This is a genomic window from Fulvivirga kasyanovii, assembly GCF_009711405.1.
GTDB lineage: Bacteria > Bacteroidota > Bacteroidia > Cytophagales > Cyclobacteriaceae > Fulvivirga > Fulvivirga kasyanovii.
The window spans coordinates 1,094-23,096 of record NZ_SMLW01000581.1; the positions used below are offsets into that span (position 1 = coordinate 1,094).

General features: G+C 43.5%; 15 protein-coding genes. 12 read left to right on the forward strand and 3 right to left on the reverse strand.

The window, feature by feature from the left end:
- From moaA to E1163_RS15995, 9 genes are all read left to right on the forward strand, one after another.
- Positions 1-969: GTP 3',8-cyclase MoaA (moaA, locus tag E1163_RS15955; RefSeq protein ID WP_155173468.1), on the forward strand; the 969-nt coding region annotated here is incomplete at its 5' end.
- 3 nt (positions 970-972) lie between these two features.
- A complete protein-coding gene (locus E1163_RS15960) occupies positions 973-1,752 on the forward strand; it encodes a sulfite exporter TauE/SafE family protein (protein ID WP_155173454.1) in 780 nt (259 codons plus the stop codon).
- A 131-nt stretch (positions 1,753-1,883) separates the two neighbouring features.
- Entirely contained in the window at positions 1,884-4,334 is a 2,451-nt protein-coding gene (locus tag E1163_RS15965) for a YfhO family protein (protein WP_155173455.1), read from the forward strand.
- A gap of 163 nt (positions 4,335-4,497) precedes the next feature.
- On the forward strand, positions 4,498-5,079 hold the full coding sequence (locus E1163_RS15970; RefSeq protein ID WP_185156107.1) for a sigma-70 family RNA polymerase sigma factor: 582 nt from the start codon (positions 4,498-4,500) through the stop codon (positions 5,077-5,079).
- 75 nt (positions 5,080-5,154) lie between these two features.
- Positions 5,155-6,189: a FecR family protein gene (locus E1163_RS15975; RefSeq protein WP_155173457.1), complete on the forward strand. Its 1,035-nt coding sequence runs from the start codon at positions 5,155-5,157 to the stop codon at positions 6,187-6,189.
- Positions 6,190-6,363: 174 nt separating this feature from the next.
- A complete protein-coding gene (locus E1163_RS15980) occupies positions 6,364-9,711 on the forward strand; it encodes a SusC/RagA family TonB-linked outer membrane protein (RefSeq protein WP_155173458.1) in 3,348 nt (1,115 codons plus the stop codon).
- A gap of 26 nt (positions 9,712-9,737) precedes the next feature.
- The gene (locus E1163_RS15985) at positions 9,738-11,516 is read left to right on the forward strand and encodes a SusD/RagB family nutrient-binding outer membrane lipoprotein (RefSeq protein WP_155173459.1); all 1,779 of its coding nucleotides are present in this window, start codon (positions 9,738-9,740) and stop codon (positions 11,514-11,516) included.
- 109 nt (positions 11,517-11,625) lie between these two features.
- Positions 11,626-12,942, forward strand: a complete 1,317-nt coding sequence (locus tag E1163_RS15990) for a beta/gamma crystallin family protein (protein ID WP_155173460.1) — start codon at positions 11,626-11,628, stop codon at positions 12,940-12,942.
- Positions 12,943-13,015: 73 nt separating this feature from the next.
- Positions 13,016-14,257, forward strand: a complete 1,242-nt coding sequence (locus E1163_RS15995) for a purple acid phosphatase family protein (protein WP_155173461.1) — start codon at positions 13,016-13,018, stop codon at positions 14,255-14,257.
- A 12-nt stretch (positions 14,258-14,269) separates the two neighbouring features.
- Here the strand turns inward: E1163_RS15995 and E1163_RS16000 are convergent, their stop codons facing one another.
- Positions 14,270-15,505, reverse strand: coding sequence for a M48 family metallopeptidase (locus E1163_RS16000; protein WP_155173462.1), 1,236 nt, complete (start codon positions 15,503-15,505; stop codon positions 14,270-14,272).
- A gap of 446 nt (positions 15,506-15,951) precedes the next feature.
- Here E1163_RS16000 and E1163_RS16005 point away from each other — a divergent pair, with 446 nt between their 5' ends.
- From E1163_RS16005 to E1163_RS16015, 3 genes are all read left to right on the forward strand, one after another.
- Entirely contained in the window at positions 15,952-16,635 is a 684-nt protein-coding gene (locus E1163_RS16005; RefSeq protein ID WP_155173463.1) for a succinate dehydrogenase cytochrome b subunit, read from the forward strand.
- Positions 16,636-16,661: 26 nt separating this feature from the next.
- Positions 16,662-18,596 carry a fumarate reductase/succinate dehydrogenase flavoprotein subunit gene (locus E1163_RS16010; RefSeq protein ID WP_155173464.1) on the forward strand — a complete coding sequence of 645 codons (1,935 nt, stop codon included), beginning with the start codon at positions 16,662-16,664 and terminating at the stop codon, positions 18,594-18,596.
- Between the two features lie 78 nt (positions 18,597-18,674).
- The gene (locus E1163_RS16015; protein ID WP_155173465.1) at positions 18,675-19,424 is read left to right on the forward strand and encodes a succinate dehydrogenase/fumarate reductase iron-sulfur subunit; all 750 of its coding nucleotides are present in this window, start codon (positions 18,675-18,677) and stop codon (positions 19,422-19,424) included.
- Between the two features lie 104 nt (positions 19,425-19,528).
- Here the strand turns inward: E1163_RS16015 and E1163_RS16020 are convergent, their stop codons facing one another.
- Together E1163_RS16020 and E1163_RS16025 are read right to left on the reverse strand one after the other, a co-directional pair.
- Positions 19,529-19,927, reverse strand: coding sequence for a hypothetical protein (locus E1163_RS16020; protein WP_155173466.1), 399 nt, complete (start codon positions 19,925-19,927; stop codon positions 19,529-19,531).
- 592 nt (positions 19,928-20,519) lie between these two features.
- On the reverse strand, positions 20,520-22,003 hold a 1,484-nt coding region (locus E1163_RS16025; protein WP_221418011.1), incomplete at its 5' end, for a serine hydrolase domain-containing protein.

Below are 22,003 nucleotides of genomic sequence, written 5' to 3' on the forward strand. Positions count from 1 at the left end.
GGCAGGCCTATAACCTACCTTCGACTGGCAGTTACCGACCGGTGCAATCTGAGGTGTTTTTATTGCATGCCGGAGGAAGGCATCAAATTCCTACCCAGAAAGGAGCTACTGAGCTATGAAGAGATGGAACGCCTCGTGCACGTTGCCTGCCAGGCAGGGATCAGAAAGGTGCGTATCACTGGCGGAGAACCTTTTGCAAGAAGGGATATGATCTCCTTTCTGGAACGGCTCAGAAAAATCCCGGCTCTGGAAGAGCTTCACATCACTACCAATGGAGTACTGACCGAACAATATATTGACAAGCTCAAAGAGATCAATATTTCTTCGATAAACCTGAGCCTTGACACCCTTGATCCTGAACGTTTTCTACAGATTACAAGGCGTAACGAACTGCAAAGTGTTCTGAATACCTTTGATAAACTTCTGGCTGCCAATATACCCGTAAAAATAAATATGGTGGTGATGGATGGCAAAAACACCCAGGACATCATACCTATGGCGGAAATGGCCAGAGACAATGGCATTTCCATCCGGTATATTGAAGAAATGCCATTTAATGGTACAGGCACATCAAAAGCCCGGCTGCTTTGGGACCACGGGGCTATTTTGAACCAGCTTAAATCAGCTTACCCGGATATTAGCAAAGTTAATGATCCCAGGCACAGCACGGCTTATCATTACCAAATCCCTGGATTCAGTGGCAATATCGGCATTATTGCAGCCTATACCCGCACATTCTGCGGAAGCTGCAACCGGATCCGGGTTACTTCGCAGGGCACACTCAAGACCTGTCTTTATGATCATGGGGCATTAGACATTAAAACCCTGCTACGCAACGGCGCCACTGATCAGGAGCTAATCAATGCAATTGCCGGAGCCATTGGCAATCGCCATAAGGACGGATGGGCAGCAGAAGCTTCACGTACTCAAAAAGACCACCATGAGTCAATGTCCACTATAGGAGGGTAAGCTTTGGAAAATTCATACTTTTTAGCGCTTTTCTTTTTTCTGGTAGCTATTTTTTATTCCTCTGTCGGCTTTGGGGGAGGCTCCAGCTATCTTGCCATACTTGTAATTGCCGGTGTGGATATATACCTGCTGCGCTCCACGGCACTGATGTGCAACATCATAGTGGTCAGCGGCGGCACCTACATTTTCTACCGGGAAGGATATCTCAATCTGCGAAAAGCCGTTCCTCTGGTTATGGCCAGCGTTCCCATGGCGTTCTTAGGTGGCTATCTTCCTCTCAGAGCGGCGGCTATCCTGATACTGCTCGGCTTCTCATTGTTGCTGGCTTCAATACTACTATGGTTTAAAGATGCCAGAACTGCCCAAGAGGGCAAAAGCACTGATAACAGCACCAAAACTGCCGGACTTATCGGCGGAGGTATAGGCTTGTTGTCAGGCATGGTAGGCATCGGGGGAGGTATCTTTCTGTCCCCCATACTGAACCTTATCAACTGGAGCAAGGCCAAAAATATAGCTGCAATCGCCAGCTTTTTTATCCTGGTAAATTCTATTGCCGGCCTGGCAGGCCAATGGATGCAACATTCACCCAATGTAGACCTTAACTGGGCCTGGCCTCTGTTGCTGGCCGTTTTCCTGGGTGGACAAATAGGCTCAAGGCTTGCCGTTAAGAAGTTTGACAGTGCGATCATTAGAAGAACAACCGCAGTACTGATCCTTATAGCCAGTATGAAAATACTGAACGATCACCTTTTCCATTTTGAGGAGTGGTTAAGCGGATTATAGTACTGTGTTTTATATGAACCGTTCAATAATTTACTTCATTAATTTTTTTGCCTTATTATTGCATTCGTTGCGCACAATATAACCTTACAGTTGAGCAACCCTATGCAACCATTGAGAATCAACCAACACACATGAAAAACATCAATTTCACTAAGCAGGTTTTACCTCATATCATAGCTACACTTGCATTTTTAGTCATTACCATTCTGTTTTTTAACCCAATATTTTTTGGCAATAAAAACCTGGACCAGCATGACATATTACAATGGAAAGGAGGTGCCCAGGAAGCCATAGAGTTTAGGGAGAAAACCGGTGAAGAAGCTTTATGGACTAATTCCATGTTTGGCGGAATGCCAGCATATCTGGTGAATGTAGAGTGGGACGATGGCATTATTGATGGCTTTAAGCAAGTACTTTCGCTCTTCCTACCCCACCCTATAAAAAATATCTTTCTGGCTTTCATTTCATTCTATATACTGCTGCTCGTTTTCAGGGTAAGGCCATATCTCGCCATAGCCGGTGCTATTGCCTTTGGACTATCATCATTTATGATCATTGGTCTGGCAGCCGGACATAATGCACGTATAGGGGCTATCGCCTACATGCCATTGGTACTGGCCGGTATTCACCTCACTTTTACAAGAAACCGGATACTTGGATTTGGGCTTACAGCCGTAGCGCTTGCCCTTGAGCTAAGGGAAAATCACCTTCAGATAACATATTACTTACTTCTGATGGTAATTATCTATGGTATCATTATGCTCATAGACGCGGTTAAGAAAGGGGAAGCTGCCAACTTCATTAAGAATACTGCTTTATTGATCCTCGCAGCCGTTATAGCCCTGGGAACTTTCTTTGGCAAATTCTGGACAACCTACGAATACAGTAAATATTCCATGCGGGGAAAATCAGAGCTAACCGCCGCCACCAGCGCAGATGAAGGCACCAGTGGACTGAAAAAGGACTATGCATTTCAATATAGCAATGGGATACTCGAACCTATAACGTTGATGATCCCTAACTTTTATGGTGGGGCAAGTTCCAATTACCTGGTTCAGGATAAAGACAGTGAAGTACTTAAAGCCCTGCAAAGGACTGGCGACTCCCAGGCGGCAAACCAACTTGCGCGTTATACATCGGCTTATTGGGGCAATCAGCCACTAACCGCTCCCTATTACGCCGGGGCAGTTATTTGCTTTCTGTTTATCATCGGCATTGCCTTTGCAGACAAAAAATATACACTTTGGCTGGTGATTGCTGCTATTTTGGGCATCATGTTGAGCTGGGGTGACAGTTTTAAGGCTTTTAACTACTTCATGTTCGACTACTTCCCGGGCTATAATAAGTTCAGGTCTGTAACGTTCGCCCTCATTATCACGCTGGTTGCATTTCCATTACTTGGGTTTATCGGACTGGAAAATCTCCTGAAAGAAGGACTTACAAAACAATCAAAGAAGAAATTATTTATAGCCTTGGGAGCTTCAGCAGGTGTATGTTTATTGGTTGTACTGTTCGCAGGTATGGCTTCTTTCACCAAAGAGGGCGAAACCCAGCTCCCGGGATGGTTCTTAAACGCTCTGCAGGACGACCGTAAAAGCCTGATGAGAGGTGATGCGCTCAGATCTCTAATATTTATTGTAATTGCTTTTGCAGCAATTTTCATGCACCTCAAAAAGAAAATGCCTTTTACGCTCATGGCAGGAGTACTGAGTTTACTGGTACTCATTGACCTGTGGGCAGTGGATAAGCGATATTTCGGAGAGGATAACTACAAAAGGGAGCGTGATAATTCCTTTTTTGCCATGACAGAGGCCGATAAAGAAATAAAAAAGGATAAAGACCCAAGCTACAGGGTTTATAACCTTACATCTTACACAGAGGCACGGACTTCATACTACCACCAATCTTTAGGCGGATACCATGGAGCAAAACTGAGAAGGTATCAAGACCTTTATGACCATTGTCTCGGACCTGAAACCAGTGAGCTCATCCAAAACCTGCAGGCTGGAAATGCTGATCTGCGCGGTTATGGAACCATCAATATGCTCAATGCACGCTACCTTACTTTTGGACCATCCAAAACATCATTTATCAGGAACAACGAAGCACTGGGAAATGCCTGGTTTGTATCAGATATCGCCAGGGTACCAAATCCTGACGCTGAACTGCAAAAGACATGCGAAATTGATCCTGAGTATACAGCAGTAGTGGATGCATCCAAATTCAATATTGCAGAAAACATTGCCTATGATAGCAGTGCCAGCATAAAACTGACACACTATGCGCCTAATCAGCTTACATATGAAAGTAATAGTGCGGTAGACGGATTCGCTGTTTTTTCAGAAATATATTATCCCATAGGCTGGACAGCAACTATTGATGGGAAGCCTGCCAATATTGTGAGAGCAAATTATGTATTGCGTGCACTTGAAATACCAAAAGGTAAACATAAAATTGAGTTTGTATTTGCTCCAAAGTCTTACAGCATTGGCAATACTGTAGGTATGGCCTCATCCATAATACTACTGCTAGTGGCCCTAGGCAGTATCGGGTGGAGCTTTAAAAACTATAAAAAGGATTAATTTTTGTATCCGGGTGACTTTGCTGCCCGGATACAAGCTTACCATACTATTTACAGAACTAAATCTTGGATTAACACATATTTGTTTTTTAACAATGTGTTAATACCTGATTTTTGGTTAAGCTTCAGGCTGTTCATAATTTCGGTTCTCTATCCAAATGAGTATGAACAGTTTGAATGAGTTAAGCGACAATCAGCTTTGGACGTTATCCGTCAGCGGAAACCAAAAAGCCTTTGATAAACTCTTTCAACGCAACTTTCTTGACCTCTGCGAATATGCAGCCCGCTTCAGGCTCACACCGGATATGGTTGAGGAAGCAGTTTCGGATGTATTTATTAACCTTTGGATCAGGAAAGATGACCTTCAAATAAAACAGATCAGGCCTTATCTTTTCACCGCTGTTAGGAACACATCGCTCAACCATTTAAAAAACGCCCTTAAGCCAATACTTTCTTTCGATCAGGTAGATGACAGTTTGTTGACATCAAGCAGCAGGACTGATGCAGATCTCACCATCAATGATCTTCGTTCTGAAATAGAACAATATGTGGTGCAGCTACCTCCTCAACAGCAAAATGTTTTTCGCCTCAGTAAAGTTGAGGGTTTCGAAACTAATGAAATTGCTGAAATGCTATCTATCTCTCCCAAAACAGTGAGCAATCATTTGATCGAAGCCTGCAAATCCATCGCCCGGCATTATCAAAAAGCTATACAGTTGACACTCATTCTCTTAACGTTTAATTAACAAACACATAACAAGTTCAACCGGGAAAACGGACTGCTAATATTGTCATATCAGTAAAGGCAATAATGGCACCCGATGAATAAAAATGAATTTTACGATCTGCTGGCCAAAGAACTCTCAGATACGGCCACAGAAGATGACAAAGCAAGGCTCAGGTCCCTGATTGAGGAATTTTCGTTGGAAAAAGAATACCAAGCCATAGTTAGCAATTGGCAAAACGAGCTTTCCGGGATAACTGAGCGCACTTACAATTTGGAAAGAGTACGTCAAAGGGTGATCCGAGGGATACAGAGAAAAGACCCTTCTTTCCGTATGGGCCAGGTACCGGCCAGGAAGCAGGCCTTCCTGAGCGCCCAGGCATTTAAAGTAGCCGCCAGTCTCCTGCTATTAGCTGCTATCAGCATATTCACCTATATATTCTATTCCAGCAATATTGAAAATACGCCGGAGGTAAAATGGATAGAAAAACAAACGCTGGCAGGCCAGACTACTATTTTGACTTTCAAGGATGGCAGCGAGATTACGCTGAACGGTCAATCAAGCATCCGCTTTCCTGAAAATTTTGGACCGACCTCCAGAGAGGTCTTCTTCAGTGGTGAGGGTTATTTTGATATAGCCACTAATCCTGACAAGCCTTTTGTGGTGCATATGAAAGATTATTCCCTAAAGGTGCTTGGCACAGTATTCAATATCAACGAGTACGATTCTAAAGAAACGCTGCAGATATCTCTTCTCGAAGGCAAAGTGGAAGTGGGTAAAAATACTTCCCGGGAAAAAATCACACTTGAACCCGGAAAGCAAGTGACTTTTAACAGGGCAACATCCGAAGCCGTAGTCAATGGATTTGATGTGCTAAAAACCGTTGGTTGGAAAGACAAGATCTTCATTTTTGAAGCAGAACCTCTGCATCATGTACTGAGCGTACTTGAGAAGCGATATGGGGTGATCTTCCAATACGCGCAAGAGGTAGCCGTCGGCTGTAAAATCAACGCTTCATTTAAGGATGAATCCATCAAAACTATTCTAAAAGCCCTTGAACATGCTACAGGGATAAAATACAGTACAGAAGATTATAAATCGATCATACTTTCAGGAAACGGATGTCAATAAATATTCAACCCAAAAGTGGACATATGATAAAAACAGGATCAAAAAAAAGCGCCCGGTAAACAGGCGCTTCCAATAGGTTCCCGTCCCAAACTACAGATAACTGGTACTTATCTGTAAAACAGGGACTTGCAGTCTCAACAAAATCAGAAAAATGTTAAAACTCAATTCAAATTTATGAAAAAATTATACCATTCAATAATACTCAAAGCATTGTATAGTATTATAATTCAATTGTGTTGCGCCACTGTAATGTTTGCCGCAACTACCGTTAACAGCCAGGGGCTCGCGGAAATTGAGATGGACATACAGTCCAGGGAATATACGCTTAGACAGGCTTTTGACCTCATCGAAGAACGTACGGACCTGAAATTCTTTTATGTAGAAGGTGAGATCGATGTAGATCAAAGGGTAGAAGTAAGTACAGGCTATCAAAACCTGAAGCAGATCCTCCAGAAGATCTCCAACGACAAAAGGCTGGAATTCAGAAGGATCAATGACATTATCGTAGTTAAACAAGTAACGCAAAAAGGTCCGCAGGTGTCAGAATCTTTTTACCCGGTTGAAATTTCGGTTAGTGGTAAGGTTACTGATAGCGAAACCGGCGAGCCTCTGGTTGGCGTAACCGTGGTGGTGCCCGGCACTTCTCATGGCACCATAACTGATGCCGACGGGCATTTCCAACTGGAACTTCCTGATGATTCCAAATCTCTGATATTCTCATTCGTTGGCTTCGAACGACTCGAAGTACCACTGCAAGGGCAAACTTATTTCTCCATTGCCATGACTCCTGACATCCAGTCGTTGCAGGAGATAGTAGTTACTGCACTGAACATAGAGAGGAACAAGGAAGATATCGGCTATGCCTTACAGGACGTAAAGGGCGACGAAGTAGCCATAACCAAACAGCAAAATGTCTCCAATGCGCTGGCCGGACGCATTGCAGGAGTATTTGTGACCCAGGGCGGTGGCGAGTTGGGAGATGAAAATACCCGTATTGTAATCCGTGGTGAAAATGTACTGTCCGGAAGCAACCAGCCTCTGTTTGTAATAGATGGTATTCCCGGAGACATGAACTCTGTTGCTCCCAATGATATAGAATCTATCTCTGTATTAAAGGGTCCCAGTGGCGCTGCCCTTTACGGCTCCCGTGCTACTAATGGCGTAGTACTGATCACCACGAAAAGAGGTGACGGCAAGGGTAGCGGTTTCAATGTTGAGTTCAGCTCCAACCTTACCTTCCAGCGGCCGTCTGTCACTCCGGACTACCAGACCGCCTTCGGGCAGGGTATTGGCGGCAATTATAATGCTGAAACCAACCAGTCGTGGGGGGCTGCATTCAACAGCGGTACAGACACAGCCCAATTATGGAATGAAAATGCTGAATGGAAGGCTCACCCTGACAATTTCAAAAACTTCTATGAGACCGGCATAATTGCCACCCATAACCTCGCGCTGATTGGAGGGTCTGAAAATCAAAACTACCGCCTCTCCTACACCAATATCAGGCAAAAAGGGATGGTGCCTAACACCGACTTTAAGCAGGACCGTCTTGACCTGGTTCACGACTGGTTTTTCAATGAAAAACTCTCTGCCAAATCAAACATAAAGCTGATAAACCAGAGAAGCGACAATAACCGGGGCTATGATCCTTCAGGTATTCCTTTGAATGTGGACATTGAAGACCTGAAAACCTACAGGTATACTGGCGGAGCGCAACGAATTTACCGGGTAGGTATGGACAATCCTTACTTTGTACTTCATGAGGACGCCTATGAAATGAACAGGATCCGTGTGGTTGGCAACCTGCAGCTTAGCTATGACATTACGGATAACCTCAGCTTTTTTGTAAGGGGTGGTATCAACGGCTTACGCAATAAAACGGCTCAAAAACTGGCCAGCGGACATTTGAACAACCTTGAACAATACGGTGGTTATCAGCAAACCAATGACTTTTCATACGAGCGCAATGCAGACTTCTTGCTTACCTATCAAAAAGCATATGATGACTTTAGCTTCAGGATTTCTGCCGGAGGTAATTCCATGCTGCAGCACAGTGAATCATTTTATGGAGAAAACAATCAACTGCTGGTGCCCGGTGTTTACGCCATTCAAAACTATCGCAATGGCCAGTATGCAACTACACGAAATGATGTAGACAAAGGCATCAACTCTTTATATGGCTTTGCTTATCTGTCTTATCAGGACAAGTTCTTCCTGGACCTGACAGCACGTAATGACTGGTCGTCTACTTTGCCGGAAGAAGAAAATTCTTATTTCTATCCTTCAGTAGCAGCCAGCGCCATTTTATCAGAGGTATTTGACCTGCCGCAACCTCTATCGTTTTTGAAATTACGGGCCAACTTTGCCCAGGTAGGCAACGATGCCGAGGCGTTTCTTCTTCAGGATGAGGTGAATTTCACTCGTGGTGACGGGATAATCAGCCAGATAGCAGAAGGCAGCACTAAAAGGGAATTTGGTTTAAAACCAGAGCTAACCACTGGTTTTGAAGTTGGTACCAATATTCAGTTCTTCAATAACCGGCTTGGCCTCGACCTTACCTACTACAACAGCAACACCCGTAATCAGATCTGGCCGGTAGCTGTAAGCTCTATCACCGGGTACAACTTTGTAGTTCGCAACGCAGGAGAGATTGAGAATAACGGAATAGAGCTAATACTCAATGCCACCCCGGTAAAAGCAGGTGACTTTGTATGGAACACCACGGTTAATTTCGCCAGGGACAGGGCCTATGTCCGCGAGCTGGACCCTGAAAACCCGGAACTAATTTTCACCAGTGCACTGACAAATCATCTTTTCGTGATTGACCAGGTAGATCAGAGACGCGGCAACATTTATTCAAAAACTGCACGTCGATTTGAGTACGACGCGGACATACACGATCCGTCACTGGCTGCTTATAATGGCGAGCTTTATTTTGATTCCAACAAAGACCTGCCACGCTCAGATGAGTTGACTGTTATCGGCAACTACAATCCGGACTGGATAGGCTCTTTGCACAACTCTTTCAGCTATAAGGGCATTACGTTGGGAGTACTTTTCACCACTCAGCAAGGCAATGACTTCTACGCGGGTGTTGAAAAGAACCTGGTAGGCCTTGGCCTGGATGAAACTACCGGAGGTAACCGCGATGCCGTGCTTCCTTCCGGCATATGGGACAGCCCTGAAGGACCCATGCCTTTTGAAGCCGGCGAGGAGATAACTGCTGAAGTATTTTATGGCGACTACATGACTGACGGCGAGATCAATGACATTTGGGTAAAAGACGGTTCGTTTGTAAAACTTAAAGAACTGAGCATCTCTTACCGTTTGCCGGAGACCATCATTAGCAAAACACCATTCAGTTCAGTGGAGCTTTCTCTTTTCGGCCGAAATCTCATGGTATGGTCAGATGTAAAACATGTAGACCCTGAAGCTTTAACGCTTGGCCGTCCCGGAATTTCCACTACTGGCGGTGTAGCCGTACCCAAAACCTGGGGATACAACCTTTTACTGAAATTTTAAATCAAGCCTGATTAAAAAACAGAAAAATGAAAAACCTATTATATATCTGCTGCTCGGTGCTTCTTCTCCTTTTTTCATGCGACACCTGGGATGAAGACATCAACATCGACAAAAACGTACCTAACCTAAGAGATGAAAACTTAAGCCCGTCCTTTTTTATGGGTGGTATGTTCAACGGTGCCATCTCCATAAACGGTGACTGGGATAGAAGTGACAATACTTTCATCAATGCCATACTGCCTGTAACCGCCTATTACGGCAAAACCAAAAGCTTGAGCCAGGGCAACAGGCACCGCTCCTGGCATGACTTCGACGGACATGTGTGGCCTCATTGTTACGCTTCGATCCGAAACATCAAAAATGTACGCAACATTGCCTTAAACCGGGGCGACAATCGCTATGTGGCCGTTGCTGATATCTGGGAGTCGTGGATGTTTTACATGCTTACCACATTCTATGGAGACATTCCCTATTCGCTGGTTATTGCTGATGATGTACCATTGACTGGTATTGATTATGACAAGCAACGAGACATCTATGCAGCAATACTGACTAAACTCAAAGCCGCCAATGACCTGCTGGCAGAAGAGACAGAAAACATCGATGAAGCTTCGGACTGGGTATATTATGGAGATATTACAAAGTGGAGGAAATTCTCCAATACGTTGAGGCTGAGAATGGCTTTGCACATGTATAATGCCAATCCCGGAGAAGCCAAATCCATAGCCAATGAAATCCTGAATGATCCTGCCAGCTATCCTGTTTTTGAGAGCAATGAAGATAACTTTCAGGTAAACTTCGATGGAGCTTCAAGGACTTCCCTTTACTACAGGTACAATCCCGAAAGGATCAAACAAATTGCACTAAGCCAGGTGTTTGTGGAGAGAATGGCATCTCTAAAAGACCCCAGGCTATACAGGTTTGCCACCCCTGTAAAAAAGGTACATGAAGAGTCCGGGTATGTGGTACCTCAAAATCCGGGCGAAGATAAATACCTGGGACATCTGTATGGGATAACCACAAGTGATGGCGATGCGGCATCATGGAATGGTGGCTGGGAATACAGTTCTCTGCTAGGCCCTGCATTCAGGCCAATGGATGAAAACCTGGAAGCACTGCCTGCTGCTGCAACTACTCCTATTAAGCTGGCCACTTATTCGGAAATGCTGTTCAATTTGGCAGAAATGGCCCAAAGGGGAATTATTGGTGGTGATCCGGCAGCATATTACGAAGATGCTATTCGCGCCAGCTTTACAGAATACGGTGTACTCAACGGTTTTGCAGGCAGATCTGAATACGACCGTGCTTATGCTGATCAGGGAATAAATAGTGCCGAAGAATATCTCGAACAGCCTCAGGTTGCCTTTAATGGCACCAGAGACAAGCTCTTACTGATCAATGAGCAACGTTGGATCGCTATCTTTCAATTGCATTTTGAACCCTATTTCCATTACAGAAGAACTATGCTGCCAGGTATACTGGCCTCTGATAACGCAAGTAGCTTTGCATCTACCGGCAGCGGAAAATTTTTCCCTTCCCGGGCCAGCTACCCTACCAGTGAAGCAGCAGAAAACCTAAAGGCTTATGAAAAAGCCCGTGCAGAAGGTTATGACATCGCGATAACAGGACAAGACAACCGCAACCTGGCCAGGATGTGGCTGATCAACAATGGCTCTAGCCCATCTCTGGAAATGGAGACTTTTGAAGAACCTATGCTGGCAGAAGATGAATATCCCGGAGGTGCTAATTTCCAGGACTGGTATAGCAACACATGGACAAAATCTTTCTGGTGGGAAAATGAATAAGAAAAATAAACCATATTGTAATTAATCTGGTAAAGTCTGCCTCACCTATGTGGTGGGGCGGACCCTTACCTGTAAAATCAAAAACCAACCTAATTAAATCTTAAAAATCATGAAAAACCTAATGCGACTTTCATTTATCAACAAGGCACTTATTGTCTTTTGCTTATTCATTTTGCCGGCTTGTCAGGATCATCTACTGGAGGAAGTACAGCAGGATGTAAATATAGAAAAAGAAGAAAAGGCAAAGCACCAATCAAATACGCGTACCGGCTTCGAAATTGACCTGGTTAAAAGATGGGCGCCTATTCATTACATGGATGTTGATGCTACGGGCACCTACGCTGAAGGCGGAAAATCTGACTATATCTCGGCCATCAACTATGATGGGGACTGGAATGCTTCCAACAACTGGGAGAACGTATCGGCATATAGCAACTCCCTATCCGCTCATTGTTACTATTCCGTGGTTGAAACCACCACACACTGGTACCTAATTTATGCATTTTTTCATCCCAGGGACTGGACAGATATTTTCTTCCTTTATAACCTGGACCAACACGAAAATGACCTTGAAGGCATCCTCATGGTGATCCAAAAAAACGGCACCACCTATGGGGCACTGCAAGGAGCTGTAACCGTAAGCCACTCCGATTTCTTTTCCTACACACCATCAGGAAGCCCTTTTATAAGTGGTGAGGAAAATCTAGATGGCACCCTTCAGATGGTTAATTATAATGGTGCCCTGCATCCGGTAACTGCTCAGGAAGCCAAAGGACATGGCTTAAAAGCCTGGCCTCAATATGACATCAATGGTGATGGGGTGATCTACTACCCTTCAATGAACGATGTAGCACAGACACCTGCTGATAATTATGACACTTATGTAGAATATAAGCTGGTAGACATTTTTGAAAGTGGCGGGCTTTGGGACCAGAGGTTCAACACTGACCTTTTCTATAATGCAGGAGGCGGATTTAAAGGAAATAACTTTAAAGATGGTGGCGCCAATGCTCCATGGGCATGGAATGATGGTAACGATGGCATAGTACAAGGTGGAGAAATGGCAACCGACCCTGCCAAGCTTGTTGACATATATTTTGATGGCGTAGGTAATTTCTCCCATTACTACACGAACAACAAGTATAGCAACAGCACAGGTGGTGTTGTTACACTCTACCAGCATTGTGATTATAAAGGTTACGCTGTTTCTTTAAAAGAAGGGCAATATTCACTGAGCCAGCTACAAAGCCTGGGAATTTCCAATGATGATATTTCCTCATTGCAGATAGACAATGGCTATCGGGTGACCCTCTATGAGCATAGTGGGTTTACAGGAAGAACAGTCACTAAATCAGGCTCGGACAACTGCCTGAGCAATGAAGGCTTCAACGATGAAACAAGTTCAATCAGCGTATCACGTATTTAATAATTAATAAAAAACAGGAGCTGCCCCGGGAGTCCGTCCAGATTTCCGGGGCTTCTTTTACTTTAAGACTAACATGAAGCAGATTATCAACACCATTATTTTCATTCCTTTAATTCTTCTAATCTACTGTACCACGCCTACCAGTGAAATAAAGCCCTTACTGGCCAGAAAACCCTATCTCCAGTGTGCCCTTAAGGACAGCCTCACTATTTTATGGAGAACAGATACAGGCACCGTTTGTAAGGTAGCATATAAACCTGCTACACATGGAGAATGGAAGTCGGTAGAAGGAAACGTAAGGCTGACAAATACCGGCGTTACTGAAAATGAGGTAGTACTCAGAAACCTGGAGCCAAACACGTCATATCGATATAAGATTCTCACCAACGATGTTAATCTGCTACCGGATGATACCCTGTGGTTCAGGTCTCCTGTTAGTCAAAAAGATTCTGTATTTTCATTTTTTGCGGTCGGCGATATTGGTGAGCCTATAGAAGAAGGCGGCACACCCGACCGGCTGGCCAAAGCACTGGAGCCATCAGTCAGTACCATGAATTTCGGGCTGTTGCTAGGTGACATTATCTATCCCGATGGCAAAAGCGAGGCCTACGACAGCAATCTTTTTCGTTATTTTGATGGCGTATTCCCATACCTTCCGGTCTTCACCTTGCTGGGCAACCACGATTGGCACGAGCCGGAAAATAATTACCTACAGGAATGGAAACTTCCCAACAATGAGCACTATTACAGCTTCGATTACGCCCAGGTTCATTTCATAGGCCTTGACAGTAAAAATGGTGATTTCCATGAATATGAAAAACAGGTGGAATGGCTGAAAAATGATCTTGAGGCCGCACGGGGAAAAGCAAACTGGATCATTGTTTTCCTGCACCACAATGGCAAATCCTGCACTTACAAAGAGGACTACGCAAATGTAGTAGCGTTATACCCACTTTTTGAACAATACGATGTAGACCTGGTACTCAATGGCCATGCCCACACTTATGAGCGGCTCAATCCCATGAATGGTCTGGGTGAAGTCATACCTGAATATATAGGTTCCAATCAAGACTATCGCGCTCCTCAGGGGTTTATTAGCATTACAGTGGGCAGTGGTGGCAAGCTCCGGGGGATAGGCTCAGACCCAAAGCCCTTTACACCTGACCCTGAAAATTGCAGACATAAAGACCTCGTTGCCCACGCTGACCATCTTTGGGCTTTTCTAAAGATCTCCGTAAATGGAAAGCAACTAAAAGGTCAGTCATATGCCACAGAAGACCTGCACCTGATCGATGAATTTATGATCCAAAAATAGCCCTGGATCGATTCAAGACTTAGTGATGGCAGCCAATCGCTTCAACAAAGGCGGATGGGAATAGTGCACAAAAACATACGTCGGGTGGGGATATAGATTACTCAGGTTATCCACCGATAATTTCTTTAATGCGTTGGCCAGAGCCTGCCCGTTGTATGTTTTATTAGCATATTCATCTGCCTCATACTCATTTTTTCGGCTTAGCATATTGCCCAGCACGCCTATAACCTTCGAAATGGGCGTGTATAGCAGACCAAAAGCGATCAGGTTGAGATGCACACCCATTTGTTCGGCACCCAGCGCCAACGACAAATCTTCATTGAATATCATCCTCGACATAATGAACAACATCACGCCAACCTGTACAACGGAAATTGCAAAACCAAATACAATGTGCTTCTTCTTAAAATGCCCCACTTCATGGGCAAGGATGGCCACCAGCTCCTCTGTAGAATGGTTCTTGATCAAAGTATCGTATAGCACAATTTTCTTCTTCTTACCTATGCCTGAAAAAAATGCGTTGGCTTTATTGGACCTTTTGGAACCATCGATTACGAAGATATTATCAAGAGGGAAGTTGATCCGCCTGCTGTAATCTTCTATGGCGGTTTTGAGTTCACCATCTTCAAGCGGAGTGAGCTTATTGTACAAAGGCAATATGAGCGTGGTAAAGAACATATTGGCAAATAGTGTAAAAATGGAGATGGCAATCCAGAAATAGATCCAGAAGTCCTGTCCTATGTTCAGGACCAGGTAAAGCAGCAGCCCCATTAAAAGACCGCCAATGAGTACCGTGAGCAAATAGCCCTTTATCTTATCAACTATAAAAGTACCGGGTGTGGTTTTATTGAAACCATACTTCTCTTCTATCACAAAAGTATCATAGAGTTGAAACGGAATGGTAAGCAGGTCAGACACCAGGTACAGAATTCCAAAATATGCTAATGCTAAAAATATCTCATTATCAAAATACGGACGCAAAAGTTCATCTATGTATCCAAAACCTCCCAGGCTTAGCAGAAGAAATGACGCTATAAAACTTACTGTTGAAGTTATAAATGAGAACCTTGTCTGGGTTCTCTGATAACTGATTGATTTCTGGTATTTCTCCTTGTCATAAAAGGCAGCCACTTCGTCGGGCAGTTTGTTCTTACCTGATTTAAGGTTGATATAATCTAAAAATTGCTCAAAAATAAAATCAGCGGTAATAATACCCAGGATAATGACAAGAATGGTTTCAGGACTCATATCAAGTAGTTATTTAAACCACAAAGCTATAAAACAATAAGAACAAAGCTACGGCATTACAACCCTCTAATAAGAGACTTTTTCCCAATATGAGATTAAATAAAGAGATCAATCGCGTTTGACTGGCTTTTAAAGCAGATATTAATAAATGGTACGCGAGTTGCTATTGGCACTGTGGTATTTATTCCACAACATGAAAAGAGTAAGAGTTATACAAGCCAGGTTGCGCCAGGTTGTTAGAAACGAGCTGTTTCTCGCAGGTATAGTGTTTCTTGTAGGCCTGTTTGTATTCTTTTTTGAGCTCTTTATGCAATGGTTCCCAGCCTATTTCTAAATTTCCTATTTAGAATCTTTTAAAATAGACAGGCATGATTGTTTGATAAACCTTTCGACTGTACCTTTGGCAAGGTTTAATTATTATAACATAAAATCATCAAAACTATACCATGAGTTGGTTCACTAAAGCAATGTCCAGCACCTTGGGAAAAAAGCTTTTAATGGCTTTAACAGGGTTATTTCTTGTTATCTTTTTGGTTGTACACCTTTCAGGTAATCTCCAGCTTTTGCTAAATGATGAAGGAAGAGCATTCAACGTTTACGCAAAGTTCATGACCACAAACCCATTAATTAAAACTACCTCCTTTATCCTCTATGCTGCCTTTATTGTACACATCATATGGGCAATCATATTAACAGTTAACAATAAAAAAGCAAGGCCGGTAGGATACGCAAAAACAAGCGCTTCAACTAACAGCACATGGAGCTCCCGAAACATGGGTATACTGGGAACGATCATCTTTATATTCCTGGTTATACACCTTAAAAATTTCTGGTACGTGATGCATTGGGGGCCAATTGATATGGTAAAATATGAAGGCCAGGAGTACCGGGACCTTTATGCTACCGTAGATATGGCATTCTCTCAATTGTGGTATGTAGTGCTTTACGTAGTGGCTATGTTAGGTTTAATGTTCCACTTATACCATGGCTTCTCAAGTGCGTTCCAGACTTTGGGATTGAACCACGTGAAGTACAACCCAGTAATTAAATTCGTAGGCGTTGCCTTTGCCATCATAGTTCCTGCTATGTTCGCTGCAATCCCCGTTATTATATATTTCAAAAATTTCTAATCCAACTAGTATAAACCGTCTGATAGATGAAGTTAGATTCTAAAATACCGGAAGGGCCACTCGCGGAGAAATGGTCAAAACATAAATTCAACGTTAAGTTAGTAAATCCGGCCAATAAGCGTAAATATGACATCATTGTTGTAGGTACCGGTTTAGCTGGTGCTTCTGCTGCAGCATCTTTCGGGGAGCTGGGCTACAATGTTAAAGCGTTCTGTTTTCAGGATAGCCCCAGAAGGGCGCACAGTATCGCCGCTCAGGGTGGTATTAATGCTGCTAAAAACTATCAAAATGATGGTGACAGCATTTTCAGATTGTTCTACGATACAGTAAAAGGCGGTGACTACCGCTCAAGAGAAGGCAATGTATACCGTCTGGCTGAAGTAAGTGTAAATATTATCGACCAGTGCGTTGCGCAGGGCGTTCCCTTTGCTAGGGAATACGGAGGTTTGCTGGCCAACAGGTCATTCGGTGGAGCTCAGGTTTCCAGAACCTTCTACGCCAGGGGCCAAACAGGACAGCAGTTACTATTAGGTGCATACAGCGCATTGAGCAGGCAGATATCTAATGGCAAGGTGAAGATGTACACAAGATCAGAGATGCTCGATCTTGTAATGGTAGATGGTAAAGCCAGAGGTATTGTAACACGTAACCTGGTAACCGGAGAAATAGAATCACACAGTGCTCACGCAGTAGTATTGGCGACAGGTGGTTACGGTAACGTATTCTACCTCTCTACAAATGCTATGGGTTCAAATGTGACCGCTGCATGGAGAGCGCACAAGAAAGGTGCCCTTTTTGCTAACCCTTGTTATACCCAAATTCACCCTACATGTATCCCGGTTTCGGGTGACCATCAGTCGAAACTGACCCTGATGTCGGAGTCGTTAAGAAATGACGGTCGTGTATGGGTTCCAAAAGATAAAGCAGATTCGGAAAAGATCAGAAAAGGCGAATTAAAGCCTACTGACCTGCCGGAAGATAAAAGAGATTACTACCTGGAAAGAAGGTATCCTTCATTCGGTAACCTTGTACCAAGAGATGTAGCCTCAAGAAATGCAAAATATGTTTGCGATGAAGGCCGTGGAGTAAGTAAAACAGGGCTTGCAGTATTCCTTGACTTTGCCGATGCGATCAAGAGAGATGGCCGGGATGCTATAGAGGGCAAGTATGGTAACCTTTTTGATATGTATCAGCAGATCACAGGTGACAATCCGTACGAGACCCCAATGAAAATCTATCCTGCAGTTCACTACACCATGGGTGGCCTTTGGGTGGATTACAACCTCATGACCAACGTAGAAGGTCTGTATGCTATCGGAGAAGCCAACTTCTCAGATCACGGCGCTAACCGACTGGGAGCCAGTGCCCTTATGCAGGGACTTGCCGATGGTTACTTCGTAATTCCTTATACTATAGGAGATTACCTCGCAAAAATGCCTTACGACAAAGTTTCTACTGACCATGCGGCATTTAAGGAAGCCGAAGCCAAGGTGAAGGAAACCAACAGTAAGCTACTGAGCATTAAAGGAAAAAGAACCGTTGATGAATTCCACAAAGCACTGGGCCACATTATGTGGGAGTACTGCGGAATGTCCAGAAACGAGGAAGGCCTGAAAAAGGCAAAAACGGAAATCCAGAAATTAAGAAAAGAATTCTGGGAGGATGTAAACGTGCTGGGTGCCAATGAAGAGCTTAACCAATCGCTTGAAAAAGCCAACAGGGTAGCTGACTTCCTGGAACTGGGTGAGCTGATGGTGGATGACGCATTGAACAGAAGCGAATCATGCGGTGGACACTTCAGGGAAGAATCACAAACTGAGGAAGGTGAGGCAAAACGTAAGGACGATGAGTTCTCATACGTAGCTGCCTGGGAATACAAAGGCCCTGAGGCGCCAGAAGTGCTTCATAAAGAAGACCTTGTATTCGAGAATGTAAAACTGACTCAGAGAAGCTATAAATAATGACATGCTTGCCGGCAGAGCCGGCAACTTAAATGTCGCAATTAAAAGACTAACTATTAACTACCAACATACAACGTTATGAAGATAACACTAAAGGTTTGGAGGCAAAAAAACGCTCAGGACAAAGGTGGGTTCAAAACATATCAACTGGATGACGTATCTCCCGATATGTCGTTTCTGGAGATGTTTGACGTGCTGAACGAGCAACTCCTGAAAAAAGGAGAAGATCCTGTGCATTTCGACCACGACTGCCGTGAAGGTATTTGTGGAACATGTAGCATGTACATTAACGGAAAGCCTCACGGACCTAAACAAACTACTACCTGCCAGCTTCACATGAGAAGCTTCTCTGACGGAGATACTATTGTAGTTGAGCCATGGAGAGCACAAGCTTTTCCTGTAGTGAAGGACCTGGTAGTAAACAGATCATCATTTGACCGTGTAATACAGGCCGGAGGGTACGTTTCTGTGAATACAGGGGGTGTACCTGATGCCAACGAGATACCTATTCCGAAGAAGATCGCTGATGAAGCATTTGATGCTGCTACGTGTATCGGTTGCGGAGCATGCGTTGCTGCATGCAAAAATGCCTCTGCCATGCTTTTCGTAAGTGCAAAAGTTTCCCAACTGGCGCTTTTGCCTCAGGGACAGGTAGAAAGAAAGACAAGAGTAGAGAAAATGGTATCACAGATGGACGAAGAAGGCTTTGGAGCTTGCTCCAACACAGGAGCCTGTTCTGCAGAGTGCCCTAAGGAAATCAGCCTGGAGAATATTGCCAGACTAAACAGAGAGTACCTGAGTGCAAAATCCAGCTCAGACAACGTTTAATCTATAGATAAAACATATAAAAGCCATTTCAGATAGTTAATTCTTATCTGGAATGGCTTTTTTGTTATTTCCACCAAACATCTCTGCAAATGAGTCACCTATTGTCAAACCAGTATTTGATGAAAAGACTGGATGTCCTCATTAACTTCAGGAACGTTTCCAACCAGTTCCAATAAGGCTCTCCCCTCCTTCTCCATAATTTTCATTTTCTCTACACCCTCAAACCTATTGGCTATATCGAGTCTTAGTACAATCAGCTTGAATCGTATTTCCGGCTCTGCATTTGTGTTAGAAGCCAATGCTTCGTCTATAACACTGGCGGCAGTTTCCGGGTCATCCTTTCCATTGGCAAGCCTATTGGCAAGCTCATAAGCTTTTCTGAGTGGTGTTGACTTTCCCGGCTTCTGCCCATCTTCTTCAAACAATACGCTGCGCTCCTTTTCAATTTTCTCCCCTATTCTTATGTAATTACCCGATGGGTCGACTATTACAAACTGTCGCACCCCATAAGTGGGTATATCTTTTATCGGATTAACCCTTGGAATCCCCTTGAGTGTATTTTGCCATACAGTTGTTTCACCCCTGCCCTGCAATCACTATAAAGCTTATCAATGCCATTGACACGAAGATAGCAGGATCTGAAATTGGATTCGGGTTTTAACTGCTTCAACCCAAAAAAATGCATCTCAATACCTTTAAGCTTAAGCCCTATATAATTATTCGGAGCCTTTTGCTGATAAGTAATGGTACTGCCCATAGCTTCGTAAAACTGTAGTGTTTCACTGATGGAATTACTGGGAAGCATGGGAATTGCGAATTCCGGAGTGACTCTTCGCTCATTGTAGTATGCTCTTTTGAATTGTTTTAAAGTTTTTTTTATGGGAAAGGAAAATAGGTCTAATTTTAGCAGATAATGTATCGTATTGTGGTACACCCTCTCTGTACCTCCCTACCCACTCCCATTGGCCTTCCAAAAACATCCTGACTGAGCTTGTATCGTGCCGGCAGCATTGTCATACAAGTATGGTAAAGATTACCATTAATAACTTCTTCGGCATACTTTAAACTTCAGTTAGACTCCCGCTTATTTAAGCATTATTTCTCTACACATGCCTGCGAATATTCATAGCATTTCTCAAAAGATATTATTTCTCCACGAAAATCAATAATATTTAAGCCCGAAACATTACCGTGGTCATCTTCAATAAAATCTACCGTAAAAGGATAGTAATTAACTCCGGAAAAAGTGGATTTCCCCTTTTGCTCCAATTTCATATCATTTAAACGGACATGAGACATCACAAGATTACCCTCCTTCACACGTAATGTATAGCGGGTTAGTAGCTCTTCACTATAAAAAGAGCCACTGTACCTGAACAATTGTGACTTATCAGACTCATACTCAGCATTGTCAACATTAACGGGTACATCCTCCTCTTTCTGCTCCGGGTGCATTTTATCTTCCAAACAGAACTCTGCGATTTTTATTCCATTGGAATACGGCACAAAACGGATATCATTACTCAGAACAATAACCGTAAGCCTTTCATCCGGAAAGCGTCCAAAAAAAGCCTTGAATGCAGCGTCTCCTCCCGTATGAATATAAGTATCTATACCCCTGTAGTTTCTAAAGAACTGTCCCTTGGCATGTTGTACCTTTGGCTCTTCCACCAATAAAGCCGGGCTACCATCGTCTAACGTTGCCAGTTGGTTGAATTTCCTGATCAAAAGCTCATCCCCCACTTTTGGATCATAAAAATTATCAGACCATTTGCTTAAATCTTCCACTGTCGTATATAATCCCGTTGACCCGACATACACGTTGTTCAACTTCTCTTTTTTATAGGTACTATCTTCATGGTCATAAGAGTAGGCTCTACCTTTAATTAGCCGCTCATTGTCATCGTAAAACTGTGAATTGTCCATGCCCAAAGGCTCAAAAATATTCTTCTTTGTAAAGGAAGAAAAGCTTTCTCCTGATACCCTCTCCACGATTTCTGCTAGCAAAGTATAATTGGTATTTGAATATTTAAACTTACTTCCCGGCTCAAAGTTTAAGTCTGTTTGCCGGCTTACAATGCTCAATATCTGTTCGTTGCTAATATATTCATCCATCCGCCATCCGGAGAAGCCCAGAAGTGCTAATTGCTCTTTCAGACCACTGGTATGGTAACATAAGTGCTTAATAGTAACAGGCTTTGCAAATTTGGAGAGTTCAGGAATATACTTCCTTACATCATCATTCAGCGAGAGCTTCCCTTGATGCTCCAGGAGGTAAATGGAAAATGCAGTAAATTGTTTTGATACTGACCCTACCAGAAAAACTGTTTCCGGCGTTACAGGTATATCATACTCCAGGTTTGCTGAGCCATACCCTTTTTTAAAGACCATTTTACCCTCATGTACCACAGCTACGGCAACACCCGGAGTTCCAGTGGTATATCCGGCGAATAAACTATCTGTTTTCTGCTCAATAAACTTGCCTGATAACTGTCCATAAGAGGTAGTACTTAAGACAGTAAGAAAAAATACGGTAAAAGTTGATCTAATCATTATATTTTTTGAGACAATGATAGGAT